Annotated in this window: 27 protein-coding genes and 1 pseudogene; 12 read left to right on the top strand and 16 right to left on the bottom strand. The window is 36.1% G+C overall.

Features of this window, described 5'->3' with window-relative positions; genetic code table 11:
• Positions 1–6: 6 nt before the first annotated feature.
• From lysS to HUE58_RS02865, 4 genes are all read right to left on the bottom strand, one after another.
• Positions 7–1,497 (bottom strand): lysine--tRNA ligase, encoded by a 1,491-nt coding sequence (gene lysS, locus HUE58_RS02850; protein WP_174605549.1) that lies wholly within the window; start codon positions 1,495–1,497, stop codon positions 7–9.
• 113 nt (positions 1,498–1,610) lie between these two features.
• Positions 1,611–1,832, bottom strand: coding sequence for a tetratricopeptide repeat protein (locus HUE58_RS06825; RefSeq protein ID WP_340689632.1), 222 nt, complete (start codon positions 1,830–1,832; stop codon positions 1,611–1,613).
• A 321-nt stretch (positions 1,833–2,153) separates the two neighbouring features.
• Positions 2,154–2,561, bottom strand: coding sequence for a secondary thiamine-phosphate synthase enzyme YjbQ (locus HUE58_RS02860; protein ID WP_174605550.1), 408 nt, complete (start codon positions 2,559–2,561; stop codon positions 2,154–2,156).
• Positions 2,558–2,998, bottom strand: coding sequence for a cytochrome c-type biogenesis protein (locus tag HUE58_RS02865; RefSeq protein ID WP_174605551.1), 441 nt, complete (start codon positions 2,996–2,998; stop codon positions 2,558–2,560). Before HUE58_RS02865 ends, HUE58_RS02860 begins: the two co-directional genes overlap by 4 nt.
• Positions 2,999–3,035: 37 nt before the next feature.
• Between HUE58_RS02865 and HUE58_RS02870 the strand changes: the two genes are divergently transcribed.
• Both HUE58_RS02870 and HUE58_RS02875 read left to right on the top strand, forming a co-directional pair.
• Positions 3,036–4,880: an ATP-binding cassette domain-containing protein gene (locus HUE58_RS02870; protein ID WP_174605552.1), complete on the top strand. Its 1,845-nt coding sequence runs from the start codon at positions 3,036–3,038 to the stop codon at positions 4,878–4,880.
• Complete coding sequence (locus HUE58_RS02875) at positions 4,862–5,515, top strand: hypothetical protein (RefSeq protein ID WP_246260846.1); 654 nt, start codon at positions 4,862–4,864, stop codon at positions 5,513–5,515. The genes HUE58_RS02870 and HUE58_RS02875 overlap by 19 nt, the downstream gene beginning before the upstream one ends.
• Positions 5,516–5,788: 273 nt before the next feature.
• On the opposite strand, the gene uvrC is transcribed toward HUE58_RS02875, so the two are convergent.
• A complete protein-coding gene (uvrC, locus tag HUE58_RS02880) occupies positions 5,789–7,573 on the bottom strand; it encodes an excinuclease ABC subunit UvrC (RefSeq protein ID WP_174605553.1) in 1,785 nt (594 codons plus the stop codon).
• Positions 7,574–7,613: 40 nt separating this feature from the next.
• Here uvrC and HUE58_RS02885 point away from each other — a divergent pair, with 40 nt between their 5' ends.
• From HUE58_RS02885 to HUE58_RS02910, 6 genes are all read left to right on the top strand, one after another.
• Positions 7,614–8,285, top strand: coding sequence for an MlaC/ttg2D family ABC transporter substrate-binding protein (locus tag HUE58_RS02885; protein ID WP_246260847.1), 672 nt, complete (start codon positions 7,614–7,616; stop codon positions 8,283–8,285).
• Positions 8,285–9,544, top strand: a complete 1,260-nt coding sequence (murA, locus tag HUE58_RS02890) for a UDP-N-acetylglucosamine 1-carboxyvinyltransferase (protein ID WP_174605554.1) — start codon at positions 8,285–8,287, stop codon at positions 9,542–9,544. Before HUE58_RS02885 ends, murA begins: the two co-directional genes overlap by 1 nt.
• 6 nt (positions 9,545–9,550) lie before the next feature.
• Positions 9,551–10,168: an ATP phosphoribosyltransferase gene (gene hisG, locus HUE58_RS02895; RefSeq protein WP_174605555.1), complete on the top strand. Its 618-nt coding sequence runs from the start codon at positions 9,551–9,553 to the stop codon at positions 10,166–10,168.
• A complete protein-coding gene (hisD, locus tag HUE58_RS02900; protein ID WP_174605556.1) occupies positions 10,165–11,460 on the top strand; it encodes a histidinol dehydrogenase in 1,296 nt (431 codons plus the stop codon). The genes hisG and hisD overlap by 4 nt, the downstream gene beginning before the upstream one ends.
• Before the next feature lie 16 nt (positions 11,461–11,476).
• Complete coding sequence (locus HUE58_RS06830) at positions 11,477–11,641, top strand: PhzF family phenazine biosynthesis protein (protein WP_246260848.1); 165 nt, start codon at positions 11,477–11,479, stop codon at positions 11,639–11,641.
• A gap of 319 nt (positions 11,642–11,960) precedes the next feature.
• Positions 11,961–12,179, top strand: coding sequence for a PhzF family phenazine biosynthesis protein (locus tag HUE58_RS02910; protein ID WP_174605557.1), 219 nt, complete (start codon positions 11,961–11,963; stop codon positions 12,177–12,179).
• Positions 12,180–12,242: 63 nt separating this feature from the next.
• Here the strand turns inward: HUE58_RS02910 and ffh are convergent, their stop codons facing one another.
• The gene (ffh, locus tag HUE58_RS02915; RefSeq protein ID WP_174605558.1) at positions 12,243–13,646 is read right to left on the bottom strand and encodes a signal recognition particle protein; all 1,404 of its coding nucleotides are present in this window, start codon (positions 13,644–13,646) and stop codon (positions 12,243–12,245) included.
• A 116-nt stretch (positions 13,647–13,762) separates the two neighbouring features.
• Between ffh and HUE58_RS02920 the strand changes: the two genes are divergently transcribed.
• The gene (locus tag HUE58_RS02920) at positions 13,763–14,494 is read left to right on the top strand and encodes a cytochrome C assembly family protein (RefSeq protein WP_340689629.1); all 732 of its coding nucleotides are present in this window, start codon (positions 13,763–13,765) and stop codon (positions 14,492–14,494) included.
• Here HUE58_RS02920 and HUE58_RS07120 read toward each other — a convergent pair.
• From HUE58_RS07120 to lepA, 5 genes and pseudogenes are all read right to left on the bottom strand, one after another.
• Positions 14,491–14,583 carry a type II toxin-antitoxin system YafQ family toxin gene (locus HUE58_RS07120; protein WP_277998021.1) on the bottom strand — a complete coding sequence of 31 codons (93 nt, stop codon included), beginning with the start codon at positions 14,581–14,583 and terminating at the stop codon, positions 14,491–14,493. The two genes, HUE58_RS02920 and HUE58_RS07120, sit on opposite strands and share 4 nt — an antisense overlap.
• 38 nt (positions 14,584–14,621) lie before the next feature.
• Positions 14,622–14,759 (bottom strand): annotated as a pseudogene (locus HUE58_RS07125) (type II toxin-antitoxin system YafQ family toxin); the annotation flags it as partial.
• Complete coding sequence (locus HUE58_RS07130; RefSeq protein ID WP_340689633.1) at positions 14,759–14,929, bottom strand: type II toxin-antitoxin system RelB/DinJ family antitoxin; 171 nt, start codon at positions 14,927–14,929, stop codon at positions 14,759–14,761. The gene HUE58_RS07130 and the pseudogene HUE58_RS07125, both read right to left, overlap by 1 nt.
• Complete coding sequence (locus tag HUE58_RS07320; RefSeq protein ID WP_422851477.1) at positions 14,911–15,024, bottom strand: type II toxin-antitoxin system RelB/DinJ family antitoxin; 114 nt, start codon at positions 15,022–15,024, stop codon at positions 14,911–14,913. Before HUE58_RS07320 ends, HUE58_RS07130 begins: the two co-directional genes overlap by 19 nt.
• A 74-nt stretch (positions 15,025–15,098) precedes the next feature.
• Positions 15,099–16,886: a translation elongation factor 4 gene (gene lepA / locus HUE58_RS02935; RefSeq protein ID WP_174605560.1), complete on the bottom strand. Its 1,788-nt coding sequence runs from the start codon at positions 16,884–16,886 to the stop codon at positions 15,099–15,101.
• 42 nt (positions 16,887–16,928) lie between these two features.
• Between lepA and HUE58_RS02940 the strand changes: the two genes are divergently transcribed.
• Genes HUE58_RS02940 through HUE58_RS02950 form a run of 3 tightly spaced genes read left to right on the top strand, consistent with a single transcriptional unit; the run spans position 16,929 to position 18,416 of the window.
• Entirely contained in the window at positions 16,929–17,378 is a 450-nt protein-coding gene (locus HUE58_RS02940; RefSeq protein WP_174605561.1) for a peroxiredoxin, read from the top strand.
• A complete protein-coding gene (gene ubiG, locus HUE58_RS02945) occupies positions 17,375–18,073 on the top strand; it encodes a bifunctional 2-polyprenyl-6-hydroxyphenol methylase/3-demethylubiquinol 3-O-methyltransferase UbiG (protein ID WP_174605562.1) in 699 nt (232 codons plus the stop codon). Before HUE58_RS02940 ends, ubiG begins: the two co-directional genes overlap by 4 nt.
• A gap of 37 nt (positions 18,074–18,110) precedes the next feature.
• Positions 18,111–18,416, top strand: coding sequence for a hypothetical protein (locus HUE58_RS02950; RefSeq protein ID WP_174605563.1), 306 nt, complete (start codon positions 18,111–18,113; stop codon positions 18,414–18,416).
• Here the strand turns inward: HUE58_RS02950 and acpS are convergent.
• From acpS to rnc, 5 genes are read right to left on the bottom strand one after another with little or no spacing between them, the layout of a single operon-like run.
• Positions 18,413–18,796 (bottom strand): holo-ACP synthase, encoded by a 384-nt coding sequence (gene acpS / locus HUE58_RS02955; protein ID WP_174605564.1) that lies wholly within the window; start codon positions 18,794–18,796, stop codon positions 18,413–18,415. The two genes, HUE58_RS02950 and acpS, sit on opposite strands and share 4 nt — an antisense overlap.
• Entirely contained in the window at positions 18,793–19,518 is a 726-nt protein-coding gene (gene pdxJ, locus HUE58_RS02960) for a pyridoxine 5'-phosphate synthase (protein WP_174605565.1), read from the bottom strand. The genes acpS and pdxJ overlap by 4 nt, the downstream gene beginning before the upstream one ends.
• 6 nt (positions 19,519–19,524) lie before the next feature.
• Positions 19,525–20,217 (bottom strand): DNA repair protein RecO, encoded by a 693-nt coding sequence (recO, locus tag HUE58_RS02965; protein ID WP_174605566.1) that lies wholly within the window; start codon positions 20,215–20,217, stop codon positions 19,525–19,527.
• A complete protein-coding gene (gene era, locus HUE58_RS02970; protein WP_174605567.1) occupies positions 20,210–21,136 on the bottom strand; it encodes a GTPase Era in 927 nt (308 codons plus the stop codon). The genes recO and era overlap by 8 nt, the downstream gene beginning before the upstream one ends.
• The gene (gene rnc / locus HUE58_RS02975) at positions 21,133–21,798 is read right to left on the bottom strand and encodes a ribonuclease III (RefSeq protein ID WP_174605568.1); all 666 of its coding nucleotides are present in this window, start codon (positions 21,796–21,798) and stop codon (positions 21,133–21,135) included. The genes era and rnc overlap by 4 nt, the downstream gene beginning before the upstream one ends.
• Positions 21,799–21,820: the final 22 nt, after the last annotated feature.

Consider the following 21,820-nt stretch of genomic DNA (forward strand, 5'->3'; position numbering starts at 1 on the left):
ATTTTTTCACTTTACTCCGGGGCGCATATGTGGAAATAAAAGCACATCACGAATTGATGGTGAATCAGTAAATAGCATCACCAATCTATCAATGCCGATGCCCTCGCCTGCTGTGGGTGGCATGCCATATTCTAGGGCGCGAATATAATCAGCATCATAGTGCATGGCCTCATCGTCACCTGCGTCTCTTTCTACAACTTGTTTTTTAAAACGTTCAGCTTGGTCTTGTGCATCATTAAGTTCAGAAAATCCATTGGCAATTTCACGACCACCAATGAACAGTTCGAATCGATCGGTAATAAACGGGTTGTCGTCATTACGCCGTGCTAGTGGTGATACTTCAGTTGGATACTGCATGACAAAAGTGGGCTGAATGAGTTTTTCTTCAACAGTGGCTTCGAAGATTTCAATTTGAATTCTACCTAAACCCCAATTTTCTTTGACTTGAATGCCTAATTTTTCTGCTATTTTTTTAGCGTTATCCTGGTTTAAATCAGTTACTACTAGGTCTAGATTATATTGCAAAATTGAATCAAACATACTAATACGCTCAAATGATTTTGAAAAATCAAAATCATCACCTTGGTAGTGAATATTAGCACTGCCGCAGACATCAAGTGCAATATCGCGGAATAATTTTTCTGTCAAATCCATTAAATCATGATACGTAGCGTAGGCTTGGTAAAATTCAATCATAGTGAATTCTGGATTGTGCCTTGTGGAAAGCCCTTCGTTTCTAAAGTTACGATTAATTTCAAACACCCTGTCCATACCGCCAACAATTAAGCGCTTCAAATAAAGCTCAGGCGCAATACGCAAATATATAGGCATGTCTAATGCATTATGATGAGTCTCGAATGGTTTGGCTGTTGCGCCGCCTGAAATGGTTTGCAACATGGGTGTTTCTACCTCGATAAAATCATGATTATTAAAAAAATTGCGAATATAGCCTACAATTCGACTGCGACGCTTAAACGTATTGCGTGAATTTTCATTCATAATTAAATCAATATAACGCTGACGGTAACGAGTTTCTTGATTGCTTAATCCATGAAATTTTTCAGGCAGTGGACGTAATGACTTAGTCAGCAACTTAATATCACTAACACGAATTGATAATTCACCCACATTGGTTTTAAACAAAACACCCGTAGTACCAATAATATCACCAATATCCCATTTTTTAAATTGCTCATTATAAAAACTTTCGGGCAACTCATCACGAGTGATAAAAAGCTGAATTTGTCCACTAGAATCTTGCACATGCGCAAAACTAGCTTTGCCCATCACACGCTTGAGCATCATCCGCCCTGCTATAGATACTTGCACATTTTTTTGCGCCAGTGCTTCTTTAGAAAAACCATCAAATTTTTGAATAATATCTTGTGCTAAATTTTCAGGCTTAAAATTATTAACAAATGGATTGCCAGTTTCTCTTAATAAAGCCAATTTTGATTTTCTTTCAATCATTAATTTGTTGTTATCTTGGTCGCTCACTGGACTCCTTAATGTGTTTTTTGTTCTAGTTCTGCTTGTGCCAATGCCAAATCTTGTTTGGATTGCTCCAAGCGCTCTAATTGGGCTAATAAAGTGCCACGATTATAATAGACTTAATAAAAATTTGCGTCTAATTCAAGCACCAAAGTTAAATCTTTTAAAGCCAATTGAGGCTCATTGGTTTTCATATAAACATTACCATAATTGTAAATGGCAGCAACGTATTGATTGTTAATGGCGATGGCTTGTGTATAAGCACTAATTGCCCTAGTTGTTTGGTTGAGTTGATCATAACAATTGCCTAAATTATTATAAGCACCACTGTACAGTATTATTTAATGCCAAAGCCTGTTCAAAATAGCCAATAGTCCGTTCAAAAGATTGCTTTTCTTGTGCCATATAAGCCAAGCAAATAGTACGCCTCTGAACTATTTGGATTGACTTTTAATGACATTTGACATGCTCTGAATCGCCAACTCATCACTACCTTCTAATTGATGTAAATTGCCTAAGTTTAAATGCGCATTGGCCTTTAAATCTTTATCAGAAATTGATGATTGAGCAAATTATTTCAAACTGTAATTGCCTTTGATGATTCACCATTTTTTTGATGTGCATAAGCTTTAATGATTAAATCACTTAGTTCGGTTTACTATTCACGATAGCGTTATAATCAATTTTCTAGTGTTTTCACCGGATCGATGTTCGTATAAAAACAACCCTTGAAATTGACCCAACCCCAATTTGTTGTCAATAATAGGAATGGTTTTAGCCTCACCAGTCAAAATTGTGCGAATATGCCCTGACATATCAAAATCATCTTCGTTGTTGTGTCGATATTTAGGACTTGCATCCAACACTATTTTTTGCAGATAATCTTCAACATCCAACAATATATCTGAGTCTTCACTACCAGTAATCATGAGTGATGCTGAACTGTGAGCAACAAACACATGGCACAACTCAACTAAATGACCTTGTATAACAATAATATCATTCACTTTTTGTGTAATTTCAACAGCTCCACGTTGGTGGGTTTTAATAAATAGTTGCTGTTGACTCATTTTAATAAATCTTTAGCTTTGATTGTATCTACAGTACTTTTAACATTAGATTTTTGAGTTGATAAAGAACGCATTAAAAAGAACAAACCTAAAGCCAAAAATATAAAAGGTGCAAACCACAACAAATAGGTATTTTTGTTAACCGGTGGTTTAAACACGACAAAATCGCCATATCGGTCAGTCATAAATTTTCGAATGCTATCATCAGTATTTTGTTTTAATATTAATTCTCTGACTTTCTCGCGTAAATCTTTAGCCAATCCCGCATTTGAACCGCCAATGCTTTGACCTAAACAAACTGGACAGCGAATTTCGTTAATTAACGCCTGATAGCGCTGTTGTTGCTGATTATTAACAAAACTTTTAGCTTCAATACTCTCAGCATAAGCAGGATTAATAAGTTCTAATAGTAATAAAAATTGAATAAAATGATGCACAATAAAATTTTGTTTAAATAAAAAATAATTTTAACCCATGCCACTTATTACGCTTGACAATATTTCTTTTAGTTTTTCTGACAAACCTATCTTAAACAAGGTAAGTTCAACTATCCATAAAGGCGATAAAATCGCACTCATTGGTAAAAATGGTGAAGGAAAATCTACTTTTATGCGCATTCTTGCTGGTACAATTGATCCAGATGATGGCAAATTAAAAATTAAAAAGGGCACCAGAATTAGCTACTTAGAGCAAACACTACCACAAGATAATGACAAAAATCTATTTGATATTGTGGCAGAAGGCTTGGGAGAAATTGGCATTATTCTCAAACAGTACCAGCATTTAATTAACGATGTAAAACTAGAGCAAGCTAGTGAAGTGCAAGAGAAAATTGATCAGTTGAATGGCTGGCAATATTTGCATAAAATCCAAGCCATTCTTAATCGCTTTACACTCAATGCTGATACAATTTTATCCACACTTTCTGGCGGTTGGAGAAGGCGAGTAATGCTGGCTCAAGCGTTAATCCAAGAACCAGATGTGTTATTGCTTGATGAGCCAACTAATCACATGGACATTACTGCTATTCTTGACCTTGAGTGTATGCTAAAAGATTATCATGGCACTTTAGTGCTTATTAGTCATGATCGTTCATTTATTAAAAATATTGTTAATTGCGTGTTTGACCTTGATCGTGGCAATTTATCAGTATTTAATTGTGGTTATGTTGATTACATCAAACGCAAAGATGAACAACTGCACGCTGAAGAAATTGCCAATGCACGATTTGACAAAAAACTTGCGCAAGAAGAAACTTGGATTAGGCAAGGCATTAAAGCCAGACGTACTCGCAACGAAGGGCGTGTTCGTACTTTACAATCTATGCGTGAATCGTTTATAAATCGCCGTGCAAAAAAAGGCCAAGTTAAAATCCACGCACTGGATGATGAAAACTGCGTCTCCAAATTGGTTTTTGAAGTTAAAAAAATTAACTACCAAATTGCTGACATTAAGCTGATTGAAAGATTTTCTATGCTGGTTTTAAAAGGTGAAAAAATCGGCATTATTGGTGGTAATGGCACAGGAAAATCTACTTTCATTAAACTCCTGCTTGATGAATTACAACCTGATAGTGGCTCTATTCGTAGGTCAAAAACCATTAAACTAGCCTACTTTGACCAAATGCGAGAGCATCTTGACCCTAACATGAAAGCCATGGATTTCGTCTCTGAAGGTCGTGAACGTATTGATATTGGTGGAAAAAGTAAGCACATTATTGGTTACTTGCGTCAATTCTTATTTACTGGAAAGCAAGCCATGGCACCGATTAGAATGTTTTCTGGTGGTGAAAAAAATCGCCTCATGTTGGCCAAAATTTTATCCCAGCCCGCTAATTTATTGGTGCTTGATGAGCCAACCAATGACCTTGATGTTGAAACACTTGAATTATTAGAAGAAATGCTGGTAGATTACAGTGGCACTTTAATTCTAATCTCGCATGATAGAACTTTCTTAAATAATGTTATTGGCTCTACAGTTGTTATGGATGGTAATGGCATTATCAACCAATATGCTGGTGGTTATGATGATTACTTGATTCAAAAACAAGACAAATTGAGTCAACAAAAAGACAAATCCAAAGTTAAAACAACTAAAAAAACAGAAAATACTAAAAAATTAAGCTACAAACAACAGCAAACACTTAAAGATTTGCAAAAAAAAATTGAACAAATTGAAATAAAAATTGCTCAAATTCAATTACAATTATCAGGCCCTGAGTTTTTTCAACAAGAAAAATCTCAAGATGCCTTAACCACACTTGCCAGATTAGAGGCTGACCTTGAAAGATATTATGAAAAATGGGAAGCCTTAGAATGACACCATTAATCGTTGACTTAGACCATACATTAATTAATACAGATTTATTGTATGAGTCTTCAGTGGGTGTATTAAAAAAAAATCCACTGCTTATTTTTATTTATCCCTTTTGGTTCTTGCATGGAAAAGGATACTTAAAAGAACAATTAACCAAGCGATTTTCTATTGATGTCAGTACTTTGCCTTACAATCAAATCGTCATTGACTATATCAAAAAACGTAAAAAACAAGGTGACAAAATCATCCTTGCTACCGCTTCACACAAACTATACGCTTTTGCCGTTAGCAATTATCTTAAAATGGAAAAAACTCAGGCAAAAAACAAGCAACAAGATTTTGATCTTTTTACCCACAGCAGCCAACAAATAATCGTTAAAAAAGTTAATTTATTTGATGACGTCATGGCAAGCAACAAAAACTTTAATCTATCTTCACGCAATAAAGCAGAAAAACTAATCGAACGCTTTGGTGATAAAGGTTTTGATTATATGGGTGATCATATGCGTGATTTACCTATTTGGGAAGCGTCCAATCTGTCAATTTTAGTTACTGTTTCAAAAAAAGTAACTAAAAAAACTAAGCATCTTAATGTGTTAGTTTTAACAAAAAAAGTGCACTATCATCTTAAAGGATGACTATTTTTTTAGTGTAATACTACCAAGATAGTGTGTTAATTTACGTAACTTAGTGTTCACTTTTTTAGATAAAAAAAGTTCAAATTATTATATCTTTAGACCCTTTCAATTAAATATGACAAACTACCTAAAAACAAGTATATCACGCTTGTAACAACAAGTGTGGCAGCAATTACTTTGGCTATTTTTAAATTTTTTCCCAGAACTCGACTGTTAATCCACCACACAAAGTAGCCAATAACAAAAGCAATGATAAGTATTCTTATAAACATATTAATCTTTTAGTTTTTCAACTATTTTAGTCGCTAATGTTAAATTAATACCACTGACTTTTTGAATTTCATGAATCGATGCTTTTTTCACTTCTTGAAAACCACCAAAATAATTCAGCAATGTCATTCCACGTAATTTTCCTACACCTATAATAGATTCTAGTATTGAGATTGTGCGTCTTGACGCACATTTCTTTCGATAATTTTTAATCGCAAAACGGTGTGATTCGTCTCGAATGCGCTTGACTAACATAAGCGCAGGGTCGTAAGGTGGTAGATTAATTTTATTGACCTTATCATCTTTAACCGTAATTAAGGTCTCAAGCCCTGTCTTTAGATTCTCTCCCTTGGCAATGCCTACCAATTGTACATCATCCACGCCGATTGAATTCATCACCATAATAACCTGATTGAACTGCCCTAATCCCCCATCAATAAAGATAATGTCTGGTAAAGGCTTTTTATCCTTTAGTAGTTTAGAATAACGCCGATACACGACTTGATTCATTGCAGCATAGTCATCACCAGAGGTAATATTTTTAATGTCAAATTGGCAATATTGACTCACTTCTAGCACGCCTTTTTCAAACACTACGCACGAAGCAACTGTTGCCTCGCCCATCATATGGTTAATATCAAAACATTCAATATAATTAGGTAGTTTATCCAATCCTAAAGTAACTTGCAAGTGAACAAGTGTTGATTTTTTTCTAAATCTTGATAATAAATTTTGATTAAGATTTTCCTTGGCAGTTAAATTAGCAATATTTAGATAATGCTGTTTATCCTTATTTGACGTGTCAATAATGTGCGTATTTAAAGCCGAAGCAATTGTTTTTTTATCACTCAACTTCTGGCTAATTAATATTTGTTTTGGGATGTTTTTATCCAAATAATACAAAGGCAAAAAAGCAGATAAAACTTGTTTAATGTCTTGGTTGTTTGAGTTTTTAGGCAAAATAAACACTTGTCCAATTTGCTTACCAGAGCGTATAAATAACACCTCAACACCACTTACCCCATCTTGTTGAGCGATACTAACCACATCCAAGTCATTACTGGCACTCGAAGTGTGTTGTTCTTGAATGGTGCGCAAATCAATTAATTGATCACGCAAGCGTGCTGCCAATTCAAACTCTAAATTTTGAGAGGCAAGTTGCATTTTCTTTGACACCTTTTCTAGGGTTTTCCTACCTTTGCCAGATAAAAACAAAGACATCATTAATACATCTGATTGATAATTTTCATCGCTAATTTTGCTAACACAAGGTGCACTACACAGCCCTATTTGATATTCTAAACAAGGCTTGGAGCGTGATTGGTAAGTACTATTAGTACATTGTCTAACTTTAAAGATTTTTTTAAGTAAATTAAGCGAATCTCTGACCATATGAGCTGAAGGGTAGGGGCCAAAATATTGAGCATTCTGATGCCTTTTGCCTCGATAAAAATCCACTCTAGGATGTTTGTCATGACTGATAAAGATATAGGGATAACTTTTTGAATCTTTTAACAAGATGTTATATCTTGGCATGTGCTGCTTAATTAGTTCAGATTCTAATAACAAAGCCTGAGTTTCCGTTGCAGTAACGATTACTTTAAAGTCTTTAGTATTTGCAACTAAAACTCTAGTCTTGTTCTGCTCATGTGTTTTAACAAAATAGTTTGATACTCTATTTTTTAGGTTTTTAGCCTTGCCCACATAAATCACTTGGTCTTGCTTATCAAACATTTGATAAACGCCAGGATTGGTGGTTAAATTCTTTAGCTTTTCTTTAATTGACATCTATACAAAAAACACTTACAAAGGTAAAATTTAATTTAAATTGATTTCTCTTTTAAAAATTGTGATTAAAGCACTACTCATTATATTGTCTATTTTGCCTATAAATTCTGCTTTAGCAATAGATAAAGCATCCAATATAACTCATCAAGCAATTGTGGATATTATTGACCCGCCTAATTCGGCTGCGCTTAACATTATGGTTAGCGCCCTAAGTTCTTTAAAAGAATTAAAAAAACAAAAAAAAGCCACCAAACAAAATATTGGAGCCTTAATTCGATTAAAACTCCTGCCCAATATTGCTGTGGGTGTATCCACTAAAATTGCATTAAGCAAACATTGGGATGGCTTGAACATTCAACAAAAACAGTTTTTTCAATACTATGTCTCAGAGTCTTTAATTCAAGATTATCTAGGTATTTTATCTAGTTATGGCAAACTTGATAGTGTTCACATCTCAGTAGACCCTGACGTTAAACGCAAAGGTGATAAAGCCATTGTAAAATTAATTATTAACGTTAATGATGACCCAAAATCCAGTATTATTTCTCTAAAAATGATACGTCTTAACACTTGGCATGTATATGACATCGTATTTTCTGGCGTAAGTATTGTTAAAAATTATCGCGCTCAATTTAACTCATATATTAGACGTAAAGGTGTTAATAGCTTGATTTCAAAATCAAAAAAGAAACTTGAAAAATTGGCTAAATAATGTATAAGCTTATTATTAATGGTGGCATTATGCTAAATGGCCACGTTAAAACCTCAGGATCAAAAAACTCATCTTTACCTATTTTATTTGCCTCAATATTGGCCAATGGTCCCATTACTTTAACTAACACACCACATTTAAGTGATATTTCAACCACGCTTAGGTTGTTAATGGATATGGGCGCAGAATTTATACTAGAATCAGACAATTCTTTGTTTATAGATAGCTCAAAGTTAACCAGCTTGGTTGCTCAATACAATTTAGTTAAAACCATGCGTGCTTCAATTTTAGCACTTGGACCAATACTTGTTAAATATGGCAAAGCAAAAATATCCCTGCCTGGTGGCTGTGCAATTGGCTCACGTCCTGTTAATTTACACTTAAAGGCATTAGAAGATTTAGGTGCTTTTATTAAAGTTGAAAATGGCTATATTTACGCCAGAGCTAAAAAACTCATTGGCACTGAAATACATTTTGACCAAATTTCAGTGACTGCCACTGAAAACATCATCATGGCAGCAACTTTGGCAACAGGCATAACCACAATTCATAATGCAGCACAAGAGCCTGAAATTGTAGATTTGGTTAATTGCTTGATTAAAATGGGTGCTAAAATTTCTGGTGCTGGCAGTTCAATTATCACCATTGAAGGGGTTGATGAATTATCAGGCGTGACTTATGCAGTTTGCCCTGATCGAATTGAAGCAGGCACTTATCTTGTTGCTGCAGCCATCACAGGTGGCAAAATTACAATTAAAAATGTACGCTATCAATCAATGCGCGCCATTCTTGCAAAATTACTTGAAACCGGTGCAGACATTAAAACTGAAAAAAATTCAATCACACTTGATATGCAAGGAAAACGACCCAAGGCTGTTAATATCAGAACCAGTACTTATCCAAATTTCCCCACAGACATGCAAGCACAATTTACAGCTCTCAATGCTATTGCTGATGGGCATAGTACTATCACCGAAACCATTTTTGAAAATAGGTTTATGCACATCCCTGAATTATCACGCATGGGTGCAAGCCTCACTTTAGAAGGTAACACCGTTGTTTGTAAAGGGGTAAAATCTTTAGCGGGTGCGCATTTAATGGCAACTGATTTAAGAGCTTCGGCATCCTTGGTATTGGCAGGACTAGTAGCAACAGGCACCACAACAATTGAACGTGTTTATCACCTAGATCGTGGTTACGAAACCATTGAAGAAAAATTAAAACTATTAGGCGCTCAAATTGAACGTGTACAGGATTAAAAACTTATGCTAACAATTGCATTATCCAAAGGTAGAATTTTAGAACAAACACTACCTTTACTTGAAAAAGCAGGTTTAACTATTGCTAAAAAAGAGCTAAGCTCACGTAAATTAATTCTTGATACCAGTCTTACTGACGTTCAGGTTATTATCATTCGTGCAACTGATGTACCTGTATTTGTACAACACGGTGCTGCTGATGTGGGCATTGTTGGCAAAGATGTCTTGCTTGAGCATGGCTCTAATAATTTATTCGAAGTACTGGATTTAGGCATTGCTAAATGCAAACTGATGGTGGCTGCTGAATCAAAAGATAAACTCAAACAAAATACACTTAAAATCGCCACTAAATATGTCAATTTAGCCAAACGTTATTTTCAAAATAAAGATCAATCTTGTGAAATAATCAAACTTTATGGTGCAATGGAATTAGCACCTAAGGTTGGTTTGGCACATTGTATTGTTGATTTGGTTGATACTGGCAATACTTTAAAAGCCAATGGCCTTATTCCACTTGAGCACATTGAAGAGATTAGCTCGCGCTTGGTGGTAAATGCCGCCTCATTTAAAACCAAAAATGTACAAATTAAGTCTTGGACTCAAAATATTGAGCACAGCTTGTGATTACTAAATTAACCTCCACACAATCTGATTTTCAAGAAAAACTTGCTTCATTGCTTGCATGGGATAACGTTTCTAACAAAGAGGTTGCCCAAACGGTTGATGATATTATTGCCAATGTTCGTAATAGTGGCGATAGTGCTTTAATTGACTACACAAATAAATTTGATGGTGTTAATGCCTCTAGCATGAAAGATTTAACCATTAAACTGCCTGCACTTAAACAAGCATTTGACGCCCTTAATAAAAAGCAGAAATCTGCACTAACCATAGCGGCAGACCGTATACGCCTTTACCACGAAAAACAAAAACAAAGCACTTGGAACTATACAGAAGATGATAGCACAATGTTGGGGCAAAAAATCACACCACTTGATCACGTCGGTTTGTATGTTCCTGGTGGTAAAGCAGCTTACCCTTCCTCTGTTTTAATGAACGCTATTCCAGCCAAAGTTGCTGATGTAGAATCATTAATTATGGTTGTGCCAACGCCCAATGGTATCAGCAATCCATTGGTATTAGCAGCAGCATATATTTCAGGCATCACTCAAGTATTTACAGTAGGTGGCGCACAAGCAATAGCAGCACTTGCCTATGGTACAAAAACCATACCAAAAGTAGATAAGATTGTAGGTCCTGGTAATATTTATGTAGCAACAGCCAAGCGTGCAGTGTTTGGCCAAGTTGGCATTGATATGATTGCTGGTCCTAGTGAGATTTTAATTATTTGTGATGGAAAAACCAATCCTGATTGGATTGCCATGGATTTATTCTCTCAAGCAGAGCACGATGAAGATGCACAGTCAATTTTGCTGTGTCCAGACTCAAACTTTATTAACCAAGTTGAAATAAGTATTAAAAAATTACTACCAACCATGGATAGGCAAGCCATCATTAAAATTGCACTCAAAGAACGTGGCGCACTCATTCAAACTCAAGACATGAATGAAGCCATTACTTTATCTAATCAAATTGCCCCTGAACATTTGGAGCTATCCGTTGAAGACCCACAAATCTTGCTAGATAATATTAAACATGCAGGCGCAATTTTTATGGGTCGTCACACTTGTGAATCCTTAGGGGATTATTGTGCAGGGCCAAATCACGTGCTACCCACCTCAGGTACAGCGCGTTTTTCATCCCCTTTGGGTGTGTACGATTTTCAAAAGAAATCAAGCTTAATTATGGTATCACGCCAAGGCGCAAATACATTAGGCAAAGTGGCTGCTATCTTGGCGGATGGTGAGGGTTTGCAGGCGCATGCTCAATCTGCCAAATATCGAATAAGTCACTAATTCATCAACGCAAAATATGGCATTAACCATCTATCAAATTGATGTCTTTGAAAACAAACTATTTGAAGATAATCCTGCAGCAGTTTGTCCACTTGAAAAATGGCTGCCTGATGAACTTATGCAATCAATAGCAAGTGAAAATAATCTTTCTGAAACAGCATCTTTTATCCCCACTGGATAATTTATCAAATCAGGTGGTTCCACACCTATCTAAGAGGTTAACTTATGCGCTCATGCTACACTTGCCGCTGCATTTGTATTGTTCAATATTCTTGAATATGAGTTTCATCAAAGAGTGGCACTCTAATTGTCACTAAAAATAAAGAATGATTAGAAATAGATTATCCAGCCCAACCTCCAATATTATCTCCAACACCCCTGCAAATCCTAAAAGCGTTTTCCGTAGCACCCGTTTCATGTCTCAAATCTGAAGATTATATTGTCGTTTTTGAAGACGAACAGAGGATATTAACTGTAAAACCAAACATTACTAAGTCCAATTGGATTTAAGAAAGATTGTAATTACAGAAAAAGGAAGTGATTTTGATTTTGTTATTCGGTGTCTTTCACCAAAATATGGCTTCGATGAAGATCCTGTTACAGGTTCTGCATTCACCCAGCTTGTTTCGTATTGGTCAAAAAAACTTGATAAAAATAACCTAATTGCAAAACAATTCTCAAAACGAGATGGCAGAGTTAAATGTCAACACTTAGATTAAAGAGTAAAAATCTCTGGCAAATCCATCAAATACATGACAGGCACTATTGAAGTTTAGCAAATCTTAAAAAGGAAACTTATTACCACCACCCATATTAAGTAATTTCATTTTAGAAAAATCAGGTATACCATCAACGCCTGCCATTTTAGCCATCATTTTTTGCATCTTCCCGCCACCCATCTTTTTCATTTGTTTTTGCATTTTTTCAAACTGTTTGATGAGTTTGTTAACAGCTTGAACGTTCGTACCAGAGCCATTAGCAATGCGTGCCTTACGCGAGCCTTTAATTAGCTTAATGTGGCTACGTTCTTTAGGTGTCATAGAATTAATGATAGCGACCATTTCCTTAGTTCCAGCCTCGCCCATCATTTGGTTTTTAACATTTTGTGGAATTTGACCCATGCCTGGAAGTTTGTCCATTAAGACTTCCATTCCGCCCATTTGCTCCATTTGCAAAAGTTGGTCGCGCATATCGGATAAATCAAATTGACCTCTGACTATTTTTTGGACGGACTTTTGTGCTTTTTTATGATCAAGCTTGCGTGAAATCTCCTCCACCAATGAAAGCACATCCCCCATGCCCAAAAGCCTTGAGACCACACGCTCTGGATGAAACGGTTCTAAGGCATCAATTTTCTCACCAACACCTAAAAACTTAATCGGCTTACCAGTAATATGGCGTACAGATAATGCTGCACCACCTCTAGCGTCACCATCAGTTTTGGTAAGAATAATGCCTGTTAATGGTAACGCATCAGCAAATGCTTTGGCAGTATGCGCCGCATCCTGACCCGTCATAGAATCAACCACAAACAAGGTTTCAATTGGGTTGACTTTCTTCTGTAAGGTTTTAATTTCATCCATCATTTGCTCATCTATATGCAAACGACCTGCGGTATCAACCAATAAAACATCAAAAAACTGTTTCTGTGCGTGCTTTTTAGCGCTAGTGACAATATCTGAAGGCTTGTCATCAATCGTTGATGGGAAAAAATCCACCTCAACTTGCTTGGCTAATACTTCTAATTGCTCAATGGCAGCAGGACGATAAACATCAGCACTGACTACTAATACTTTTTTATTCTCACGCTGTTTTAAATAAAGCGCAAGCTTAGCAATTGAGGTGGTTTTACCCGCACCTTGCAAACCTGCCACCATAACAACTGCCGGTGGCTGGGTTTTTAAATCAAGCGATTCACTCTCACCACCAATAATCTCAGTTAATTCAGTTTCAACCAGTTTAATAAATGCTTGTGATGGTGTTAACCCTTGTCCAACTTTAAGCCCTAAGGCCTTGGTTTGAACTTGGTCCAAAAACACCTTAATCACCCCAAGTGCAACATCAGCCTCAAGCAGTGCACGACGCACTTCACGAATTGCCTCTTTAATATTGGATTCAGATAGTTTGTTTTTTCCTTGTAAAACTTTAAAACTATTTTGTAGACGCTCGGTTAAATTATCAAACATTTTTAAATAAATATAACGAAAGTATCGTATTATAGTGTTTTATATTAATTCAAAAGTTGATTATGCTTTTATCTTACCTTGCAATAGCCTTGTATTTGGCTGTAGCCCTTTTGTTAATGCGTTATTTTGTAAAAAATGAAACTCAACACCAACACCAAAAAACCATTTTTTTATTGATCAGTTTTGCCATAATTGCACAAGCGCTCACCTTTAACCATTTTTGGAGTGACAAAGGCGTTGTTTTTGGCTTGGCAAATAGCGCTTCATTTGTTGCTTGGTTGATTGCTGTTTTGTTGTTTTTATCCTCATTATCCAAACCTGTGCACGCATTGGGTATATTAGTTTATCCATTAGTGGCATTCACGCTAGTCTTTAGTATCACCTTTCCAGATACAACAAACAAAGTCATTCCACTAAATATTACTTCGCACGTATTTTTATCAATCACTGCCTATGCCCTGCTAGCCCTAGCAGTATGTCAATCTGTATTGTTAAAAATCCAAGAAAAGCACTTACACGCAAGAAAGGTTAATGGCTTTATCAACAAACTGCCAGCGCTACAAACCATGGAGGCGTTGCTGTTTCAAAGTCTTAGGATTGGTTTTTATTTATTAACCTTATCACTACTTTCTGGCTTTATTTTTATACAAGATATATTTGCCCAACACTTGATACATAAAACCACCCTTTCAATTATCGCATGGATTATTTTTGCCACACTTGTGTTTGGAAGAAAGACCTTTGGCTGGCGTGGAAAACAAGCCATCACCGCCACACAAATTGGCTTTGGTATCTTGGTTATTGCTTATTTTGGCTCTAAACTCGTCTTAGAAAGGCTTTTGAATTAGAATAATTCGCTGTGACTACCAATTCTAATAAGTTTAAGCTCAACAAAACTAGTTTGATAAACAAGTAATAAATCAGGCTTGATAGGCATTTTCGAAAATCAATATAATGACCACTAAGACAATGGTCTTTGTATTCTCCCTGTAACCTTCGTTGCTTTTCTAAAGCTTGAATCACTTCAAAAACAGCCTTTAAATCAGGTAATAGTAATTTCCTAACTTTTTTAAAATCCTTTTTAAATTGTGTTGAATAAACAATTTCCAACATTACATCTCAATATCAAGCTCTTTAAATAATGCTTTAACTCCGCCAACTTTAATACCATTACCACTTTCTAATTCTTGCATAGCTTTTATAATTTCTTGGTTGGACTGTTTAGCGATTAATTTAAATGAAATTGAGCCAGAATTAATAACCGCTATGGGGAATAGTTTAATGGCTTGAGAAGGATTATAAGCCCAATTTGTTCACAAGTTTGAACAAATTTGATTTTTGTATCATTGTCAATTCTTGCACTGAGTAAAGTCGTCATAATAACAACACTTGATTAGTTACAGAATGATGCCAATCATAATATAATTGTATATCTTTTTGTAAGTGATATTATCAATCAATATGCAAAACTGCTAAAAATGCCTCCTGAGGCATGTCCACTCTACCCACGCTACGCATACGTTTTTTGCCTTTTCTCTGTTTATCAAGTAGTTTTCGTTTACGCGAAACGTCGCCACCATAGCATTTAGCGGTTACATTTTTTCTAAGTGCTTTTACGTTTGAACGTGAAATAATTTTAGAACCGATACAAGCTTGAATGGCAACATCAAACATTTGCCTTGGAATAAGTTCTTTCATTTTTTCGGCTAGCTCTCGTCCTTTACGCACAGAATCGTCTCGGTGAATAATCAGTGCTAGCGCATCTACTGGCTCTTGGTTAATCATGATATCTAGGCGAATTAAATCAGATTCTTGATAACGCTCAAAATGATAATCCATGGAGGCAAAACCGCGTGATACAGATTTTAATCGATCAAAAAAATCCAGCACAACTTCATTGAGTGGTAATTCATAAATAAGGGACACTTGCCTACCCGTATAAGTGATGTTCTTTTGCACGCCACGTTTTTCAACACATAAGCTAATTACTGCACCTACATATTCGTCAGTTACTAGAATGTTTGCTGTAATAATTGGCTCTCTAAATTCAGCAATGCCTTGATTAGTTGGCATTTTTGAGGGGCTATCCACCCTGTGAATATTACCCTTTATGTCAAGAATTTCATAAATCACAGTGGGTGCTGTAGTGATAATATCAAGATCATATTCACGCTCTAGACGTTCTTGAACAATCTCCATGTGCAACAAGCCTAAAAATCCAATGCGGAAACCAAAACCCAATGCATCTGAATTTTCAGGCTCATATTGCAACGCCGCATCGTTTAGGCGAAGTTTTGCTAGTGCATCGCGAAACTTCTCATAGTCTTCGCCAGAAATAGGGAAAATACCTGCAAATACACGAGGTTGTACTGGCTTAAAACCTTCCAGAGCTTCTGATGCAGGGTTTTTGGCACTGGTAATAGTATCTCCTACTGGTGCACCATCAATGTTTTTAATACTGGCAATTAAAAACCCAACTTCTCCTGCCTTTAAACTGTCTGTTTTTTTACGTTTTGGGGTAAACACACCAACTTCATCTACTAAATGTTCTTCTCCATTTGAGAAAATTTTGATTTTTGTTTTGGTTTTAATTTCACCATCAATCACACGAATTAGAGACACCACGCCTAAATAATTATCAAACCAAGAGTCAATAATTAAAGCTTTAATGGATGCGTCAATCTCACCTTTTGGAGCAGGGATTTTTTCTACAATTTGTTCTAAAATATCCTCAATACCAATGCCTGATTTAGCACTAGAATGAACTGCATCATGCGCCTCAACGCCAATTACATCTTCAATTTCATCCACCACACGCTCAGGGTCTGCTGCTGGCAAGTCAATTTTGTTAAGTACAGGTACTACTTCTAAGCCTTGGTCTAGCGCCGTATAGCAATTTGCAACCGTTTGCGCTTCAACCCCTTGTGATGCATCAACAATCAGTAGTGCACCCTCGCAAGCAGAAAGCGAGCGAGATACTTCATAAGAAAAATCCACATGACCTGGTGTATCAATAAAATTTAATTGATAAGTTTCACCATTTCTAGCCTGATAATCAAGCGTAACACTTTGCGATTTAATGGTAATACCTCGTTCTTTTTCAATATCCATAGAATCCAGCACTTGTGCTGACATTTCCCGATCACTTAAACCACCACAAAACTGAATAAAGCGATCAGCAATGGTTGATTTACCGTGGTCAATATGAGCAATAATTGAGAAATTACGAATGTTTTTCATGTGATAAAATAGATTTTTTTTAAGCACATGTATTATACAGTTATGAATAAAGTTCAACCAACTACCTGCATTGCTACAAGCGATTTAGAAATAAGCATTCCTGATACTCAAGGACGTAACATCGTATTGTATTTTTACCCCAAAGACGCCACCCCAGGATGCACCACCGAAGGGCAAGATTTTAGAAACAATCACCAAGCCTTTGTAGATGCTAATACAGTGATTTATGGCGTTTCAAAAGATGATCTAATCAAACATGAAAAATTTAAAGCCAAGCAAAAATTTCCTTTTGAACTGATTGCTGATGTTGATGGTACTTTGTGCGAATTCTTTAACGTTTGGCAATTAAAAAAGTTTATGGGGCGTGAATATATGGGTATTGTAAGATCAACTTTTTTAATTGATGTTGATGGTAATATCCTCAAACATTGGGACAAGGTTAAGGTCAAAGGTCATGCTGAAACAGTTTTAGCTTACTCTCAAGCACTATGAGCAACGTAGATTTTAACGAAATTGATAAATTCGCCGCCCTAGCATCACACTGGTGGAATAAAAATTCTGAATTTAAACCCCTGCACGACATTAATCCACTTAGGCTAAATTACATCAAACAGCAATGTGGCGGCTCACTCGAAGATAAAAGAATCCTTGATGTTGGCTGTGGTGGTGGCATCTTAGCAGAGTCCCTTGCTTTAGAAGGCGCAATTGTGACAGGTATTGACATGGCAAAAGCTTCTCTTGAAGTTGCCAAACTACACTTGCTTGAATCGGGCTTGGAAGTGGATTATCAAAAAATCCCTGTAGAAGAATTTGCCGAGCAACACCCTGAAAAATTTGACATTGTTACCTGTTTAGAAATGCTAGAACACGTACCTGACCTTAATTCAATTATCAAAGCTTGTAGCAAATTAGTCAAACCTAGCGGACAAGCCTTCTTTTCAACCATCAATCGTAATGCGAAGTCCTATTTATTCGCCATTATCGGTGCAGAATACATCCTAAAACTCCTACCCCGAGGCACTCACGACTGGGATAAATTCATCCAACCTAGCGAAATGGACAAATGGGCAAGACACTCAAGTTTAACCCTAAAAGGTATGATTGGTATGACTTATAACCCCTTTACAAGAACCTACAAACTTGAAGATGATGTGAGTGTGAATTATTTGTCTTATTATCAAAAATAACAGCTATAAATCATAAAAACAACTACAGGTAAATAAAATGAAAAAAATACTCACTTTTCTATTACTTGCTGCTAATTTTAGTACGTTAGCTCTCTCACCTAATGAAATGCTGGTAATTATTGGTGCGGTGAAATATTACAATGAAGACTGTGGCGGGTTAAATCCAGCAGGGTTTCAACGAATGAACAAAGGCTTAAAACGCTTTAAAATGCATAAAACCCCTATACCTGTATTGGAACAACACCCTCTAGCCATATCTAGTTATCAAACAGCAGAAAAATTTGGTTGTGTTAGTACTAAGAATGAGGCTTATAAAGCAGGGTTTGGTCAATATATCAATTAGTTTTCTGTTTCTAAAACAACAAACGCCACAGCGTTAAATTTTTCATCTGACAAACTAAGATGCGCCTGTTTAATGTTTTTATTCACAAGATATAAGCGTAATTTTTCGCTAGGAATAAAATACGGCTTGCCGTTTTCATTATTACGCACGGTTAAATCTTGAAAACTAACAATCTTACCAATACCCTTACCCAAAGCTTTTGCAAAAGCTTCTTTGGCGGCAAAACGCTTGGCATAATAAGCGGCACTGTCGCCTTTATTGGCGAATAAGGCTTGTTCATGCTCAGACAATACGCGCTTGACAAAGCCTTGTTTGTTTTTGCTTAATATGTGTTCAACACGTTTGATGTTGATAATATCAGTGCCTACGCCATAAATCATTCTCTTACCTCTAGCATTAGTGTTTTCATTTCACGAGTGGCGGCTTCAAGCCCGATAAACATAGCTCTGGCAATAATTGAATGTCCGATATTAAGCTCAACAATTTCAGGTAATTTAGCAATAGCAGTTGTATTTTCTAAAGTCAATCCATGGCCTGCATTGACTTGCAAACCAATTGAGTGTGCATAAGTGGTCATGGTTTTAATTTTTTCAAGTTCTGTTAGTTGTGCCTCATTAGTTGCATTGGCATAGTGCCCAGTATGTAGCTCAATCACAGGCGCGCCACACTCACGTACTGCATCAATTTGATTCTTTTGTGCGTCAATAAACAAAGAAACAATAATGTGTGATTCGCTCAAGCACAGGCAAACGTCTTTCATTCTAGGTATTTGCGATACTACATCAAGCCCACCTTCGGTGGTTAGCTCCTCACGCTTTTCAGGCACTAGGCAACAATCCTGAGGTTTGATTTTGCTAGCAATGGCAATCATTTCATCTGTTGCTGCCATTTCTAAGTTCATTTTTGTGGTGAGTTGGTTGCGTAGAATTTTCACATCAGCATCTTGAATATGACGCCTGTCTTCACGCAAATGTAGTGTAATGCTGTCTGCGCCTGATTTTTCACACAATAAAGCTGCCTCTATTGGTGAGGGATAGTTTGTACCTCTGGCTTGCCTGATGGTGGCAATGTGATCAATATTAATACCTAAATAAATACTCATTGTTTGTTATTGTTTAATAAAAAATAAAGACCGACTTTTTAAAGGCTTGTCGCCCAAAAGCACACTTAGGCGCTGTCTGTTTAAATCTCGGCAAACTTTTAATTGTTGCGCATCTAGTACATCTTCAATCGCTTCTATGAGTAATTGGTTGATTAATTTTCCTGATATTTTACCCAAAGAATTGCGCATAAATCCTGCTTGGGGTTGATATTCATAATGGCTGTTTTGGTCAATTTTATTACCATTAATATCTTCTGTAAAACTAATGCCATAACCCAATTCGGTTAATAAGTTATTTTCAAATATTCTTAAATGCCAATACTTAGCACTTTGCTTTAAACGCCCCATTTGGCTTACAAATTTCTGATACTGTGCAAACAACTCAGAATATGGGTCTTGCTCATGTAATAGTCTTGATACAAGTTCATTCACATACATACCCAATATCAACTCTTCGCCTTTAAAATTCCTAGGCACATCATCAATTTCCCAATAACTTAGTGCTTTTAGCTCGCCTCTACCTGCAAATGAAATGCTCAAATTTTGGAACATTTGAATGTTGGTTTTTGACCCTCTAAGCCCTCTACCAACTAGACGAATTTTGCCAAAATCACGAGTAAAAAAATCAAGTAGTAGTGATGAATTTTTAAAAGCTCGACGATGAATTAAAAAAGCAGGGGTTAGCTCAACTTTAATCATACCCTAATAAGACCAACGCGCGCTTATCGTCAGCCCAGCCTTGTTTGACTTTAACCCAAAGCTTTAAGAATACTTTTCTGTCTAAAAAGCCTTCGATACTTTTTCGTGCTTCAGTGCCAATTAGTTTGAGCATATCACCTTTATTACCAATCACGATATTTTTTTGTGAAGCTTTGTCAACAAAAATACAGGCAGAAATTCGCTGCAGATTACCATCTTGTTCAAATTGTTCAATTTCAACGGTTAAATCATAAGGCAATTCATCTTCTAAATGGCGCATGAGTTTTTCTCGAATGAATTCAGTAATAATAAATTTTTCACTTCTATCGGTTATATAATTAGCATCAAAAATAAGGGCTTGTTTTGGTAGGTATTGAAAAACTAACTCACGTAATGCACAAATATCTTTCTTTTTAAATACCGACAAAGGGAACAAATCTGTTGGCTGGTATTTTTGAGAAACTTTATCCAAAAATGGTAATACCTCTTGCGCAGATTTTAATTTATCAATTTTGTTAATACATAAAATAACAGGCACCTTAACTTGCCTAATGTGTTCCAAAACCCTTGAATCCTCTTTGGTCCATTTGCCCACTTCTGTTAGCCATAAAATAATATCCACATCCGCTATGGTTGAACTGGCCGCTCTGTTCATATAAGAATTAATGGCTTTGGAATTACCTATATGAATGCCTGGTGTATCCACAAATACCATTTGATAATCATCAGTTGTATCAATAGCGTGGATGCGGTGGCGCGTGGTTTGTGGACGATGTGAAGTGATGGATAATTTCTGCTCAATTAATTCATTAATAAGTGTAGATTTACCAACATTAGGCCGCCCAACAACTGCAATAAAGCCTGACTTAAAATTTGGCTTAATAGTTTTATTGCTTGTTGTAAGTTGTTTGAGATTCATGATTTTTTTAGTTTTTTTAATAAGGTTTGTGCACAAGATTGTTCTGCTTTTTTAATACTTTTGGCAGATTCGCTAACTTGCAAGTTTTGCTCCTTTAAAAGACAGTTTATTGTAAATATTGCATTATGATCTTTGCCTACTATCTCACTAAGCTCATATTTTGGCAAAACGTTGCCACGCTTTTGTAAGTATTCTTGTAATTGTGTCTTTGGGTCTTTTAGCGAATTATCTGAACTGATATTGCTTAATAACGTCTCAAAAAGGCCTAGAATAACCGTACTCGTGGTTTCAAAATTAGAATCCAATAACACCGCACCAAATATTGCCTCAACAGCATCTGCTTGAATAGATTCACGTCTGTAACCACCACTTTTAAATTCACCAGAGCCTAAAATCAAATTGTTTGACAATTCTAATGCTACGCCTAGTTGTGCCAAAGTTTGCCCTCTAACCAAGTGTGATCTTAATCGAGAAAGCTTACCCTCGTCAATATGAGCAAAGCGCTGATAAAGCTCTTTTGAAATGACCATACCTAAAATACTATCGCCCAAAAATTCCAAACGTTCGTTATTATTTTTACCCATAGAGCGATGCGTCAAAGCAAGCTTTAATAAAGATAAATCTTTAAATTGATAATTAATTTTTTTTTGTAATTTTTCCATTACGTTTGTGTTGGGTTTTATA

Source organism: Candidatus Ruthia endofausta, from assembly GCF_013342985.1.
Taxonomy (GTDB): Bacteria; Pseudomonadota; Gammaproteobacteria; order PS1; family Pseudothioglobaceae; genus Ruthia; species Ruthia endofausta.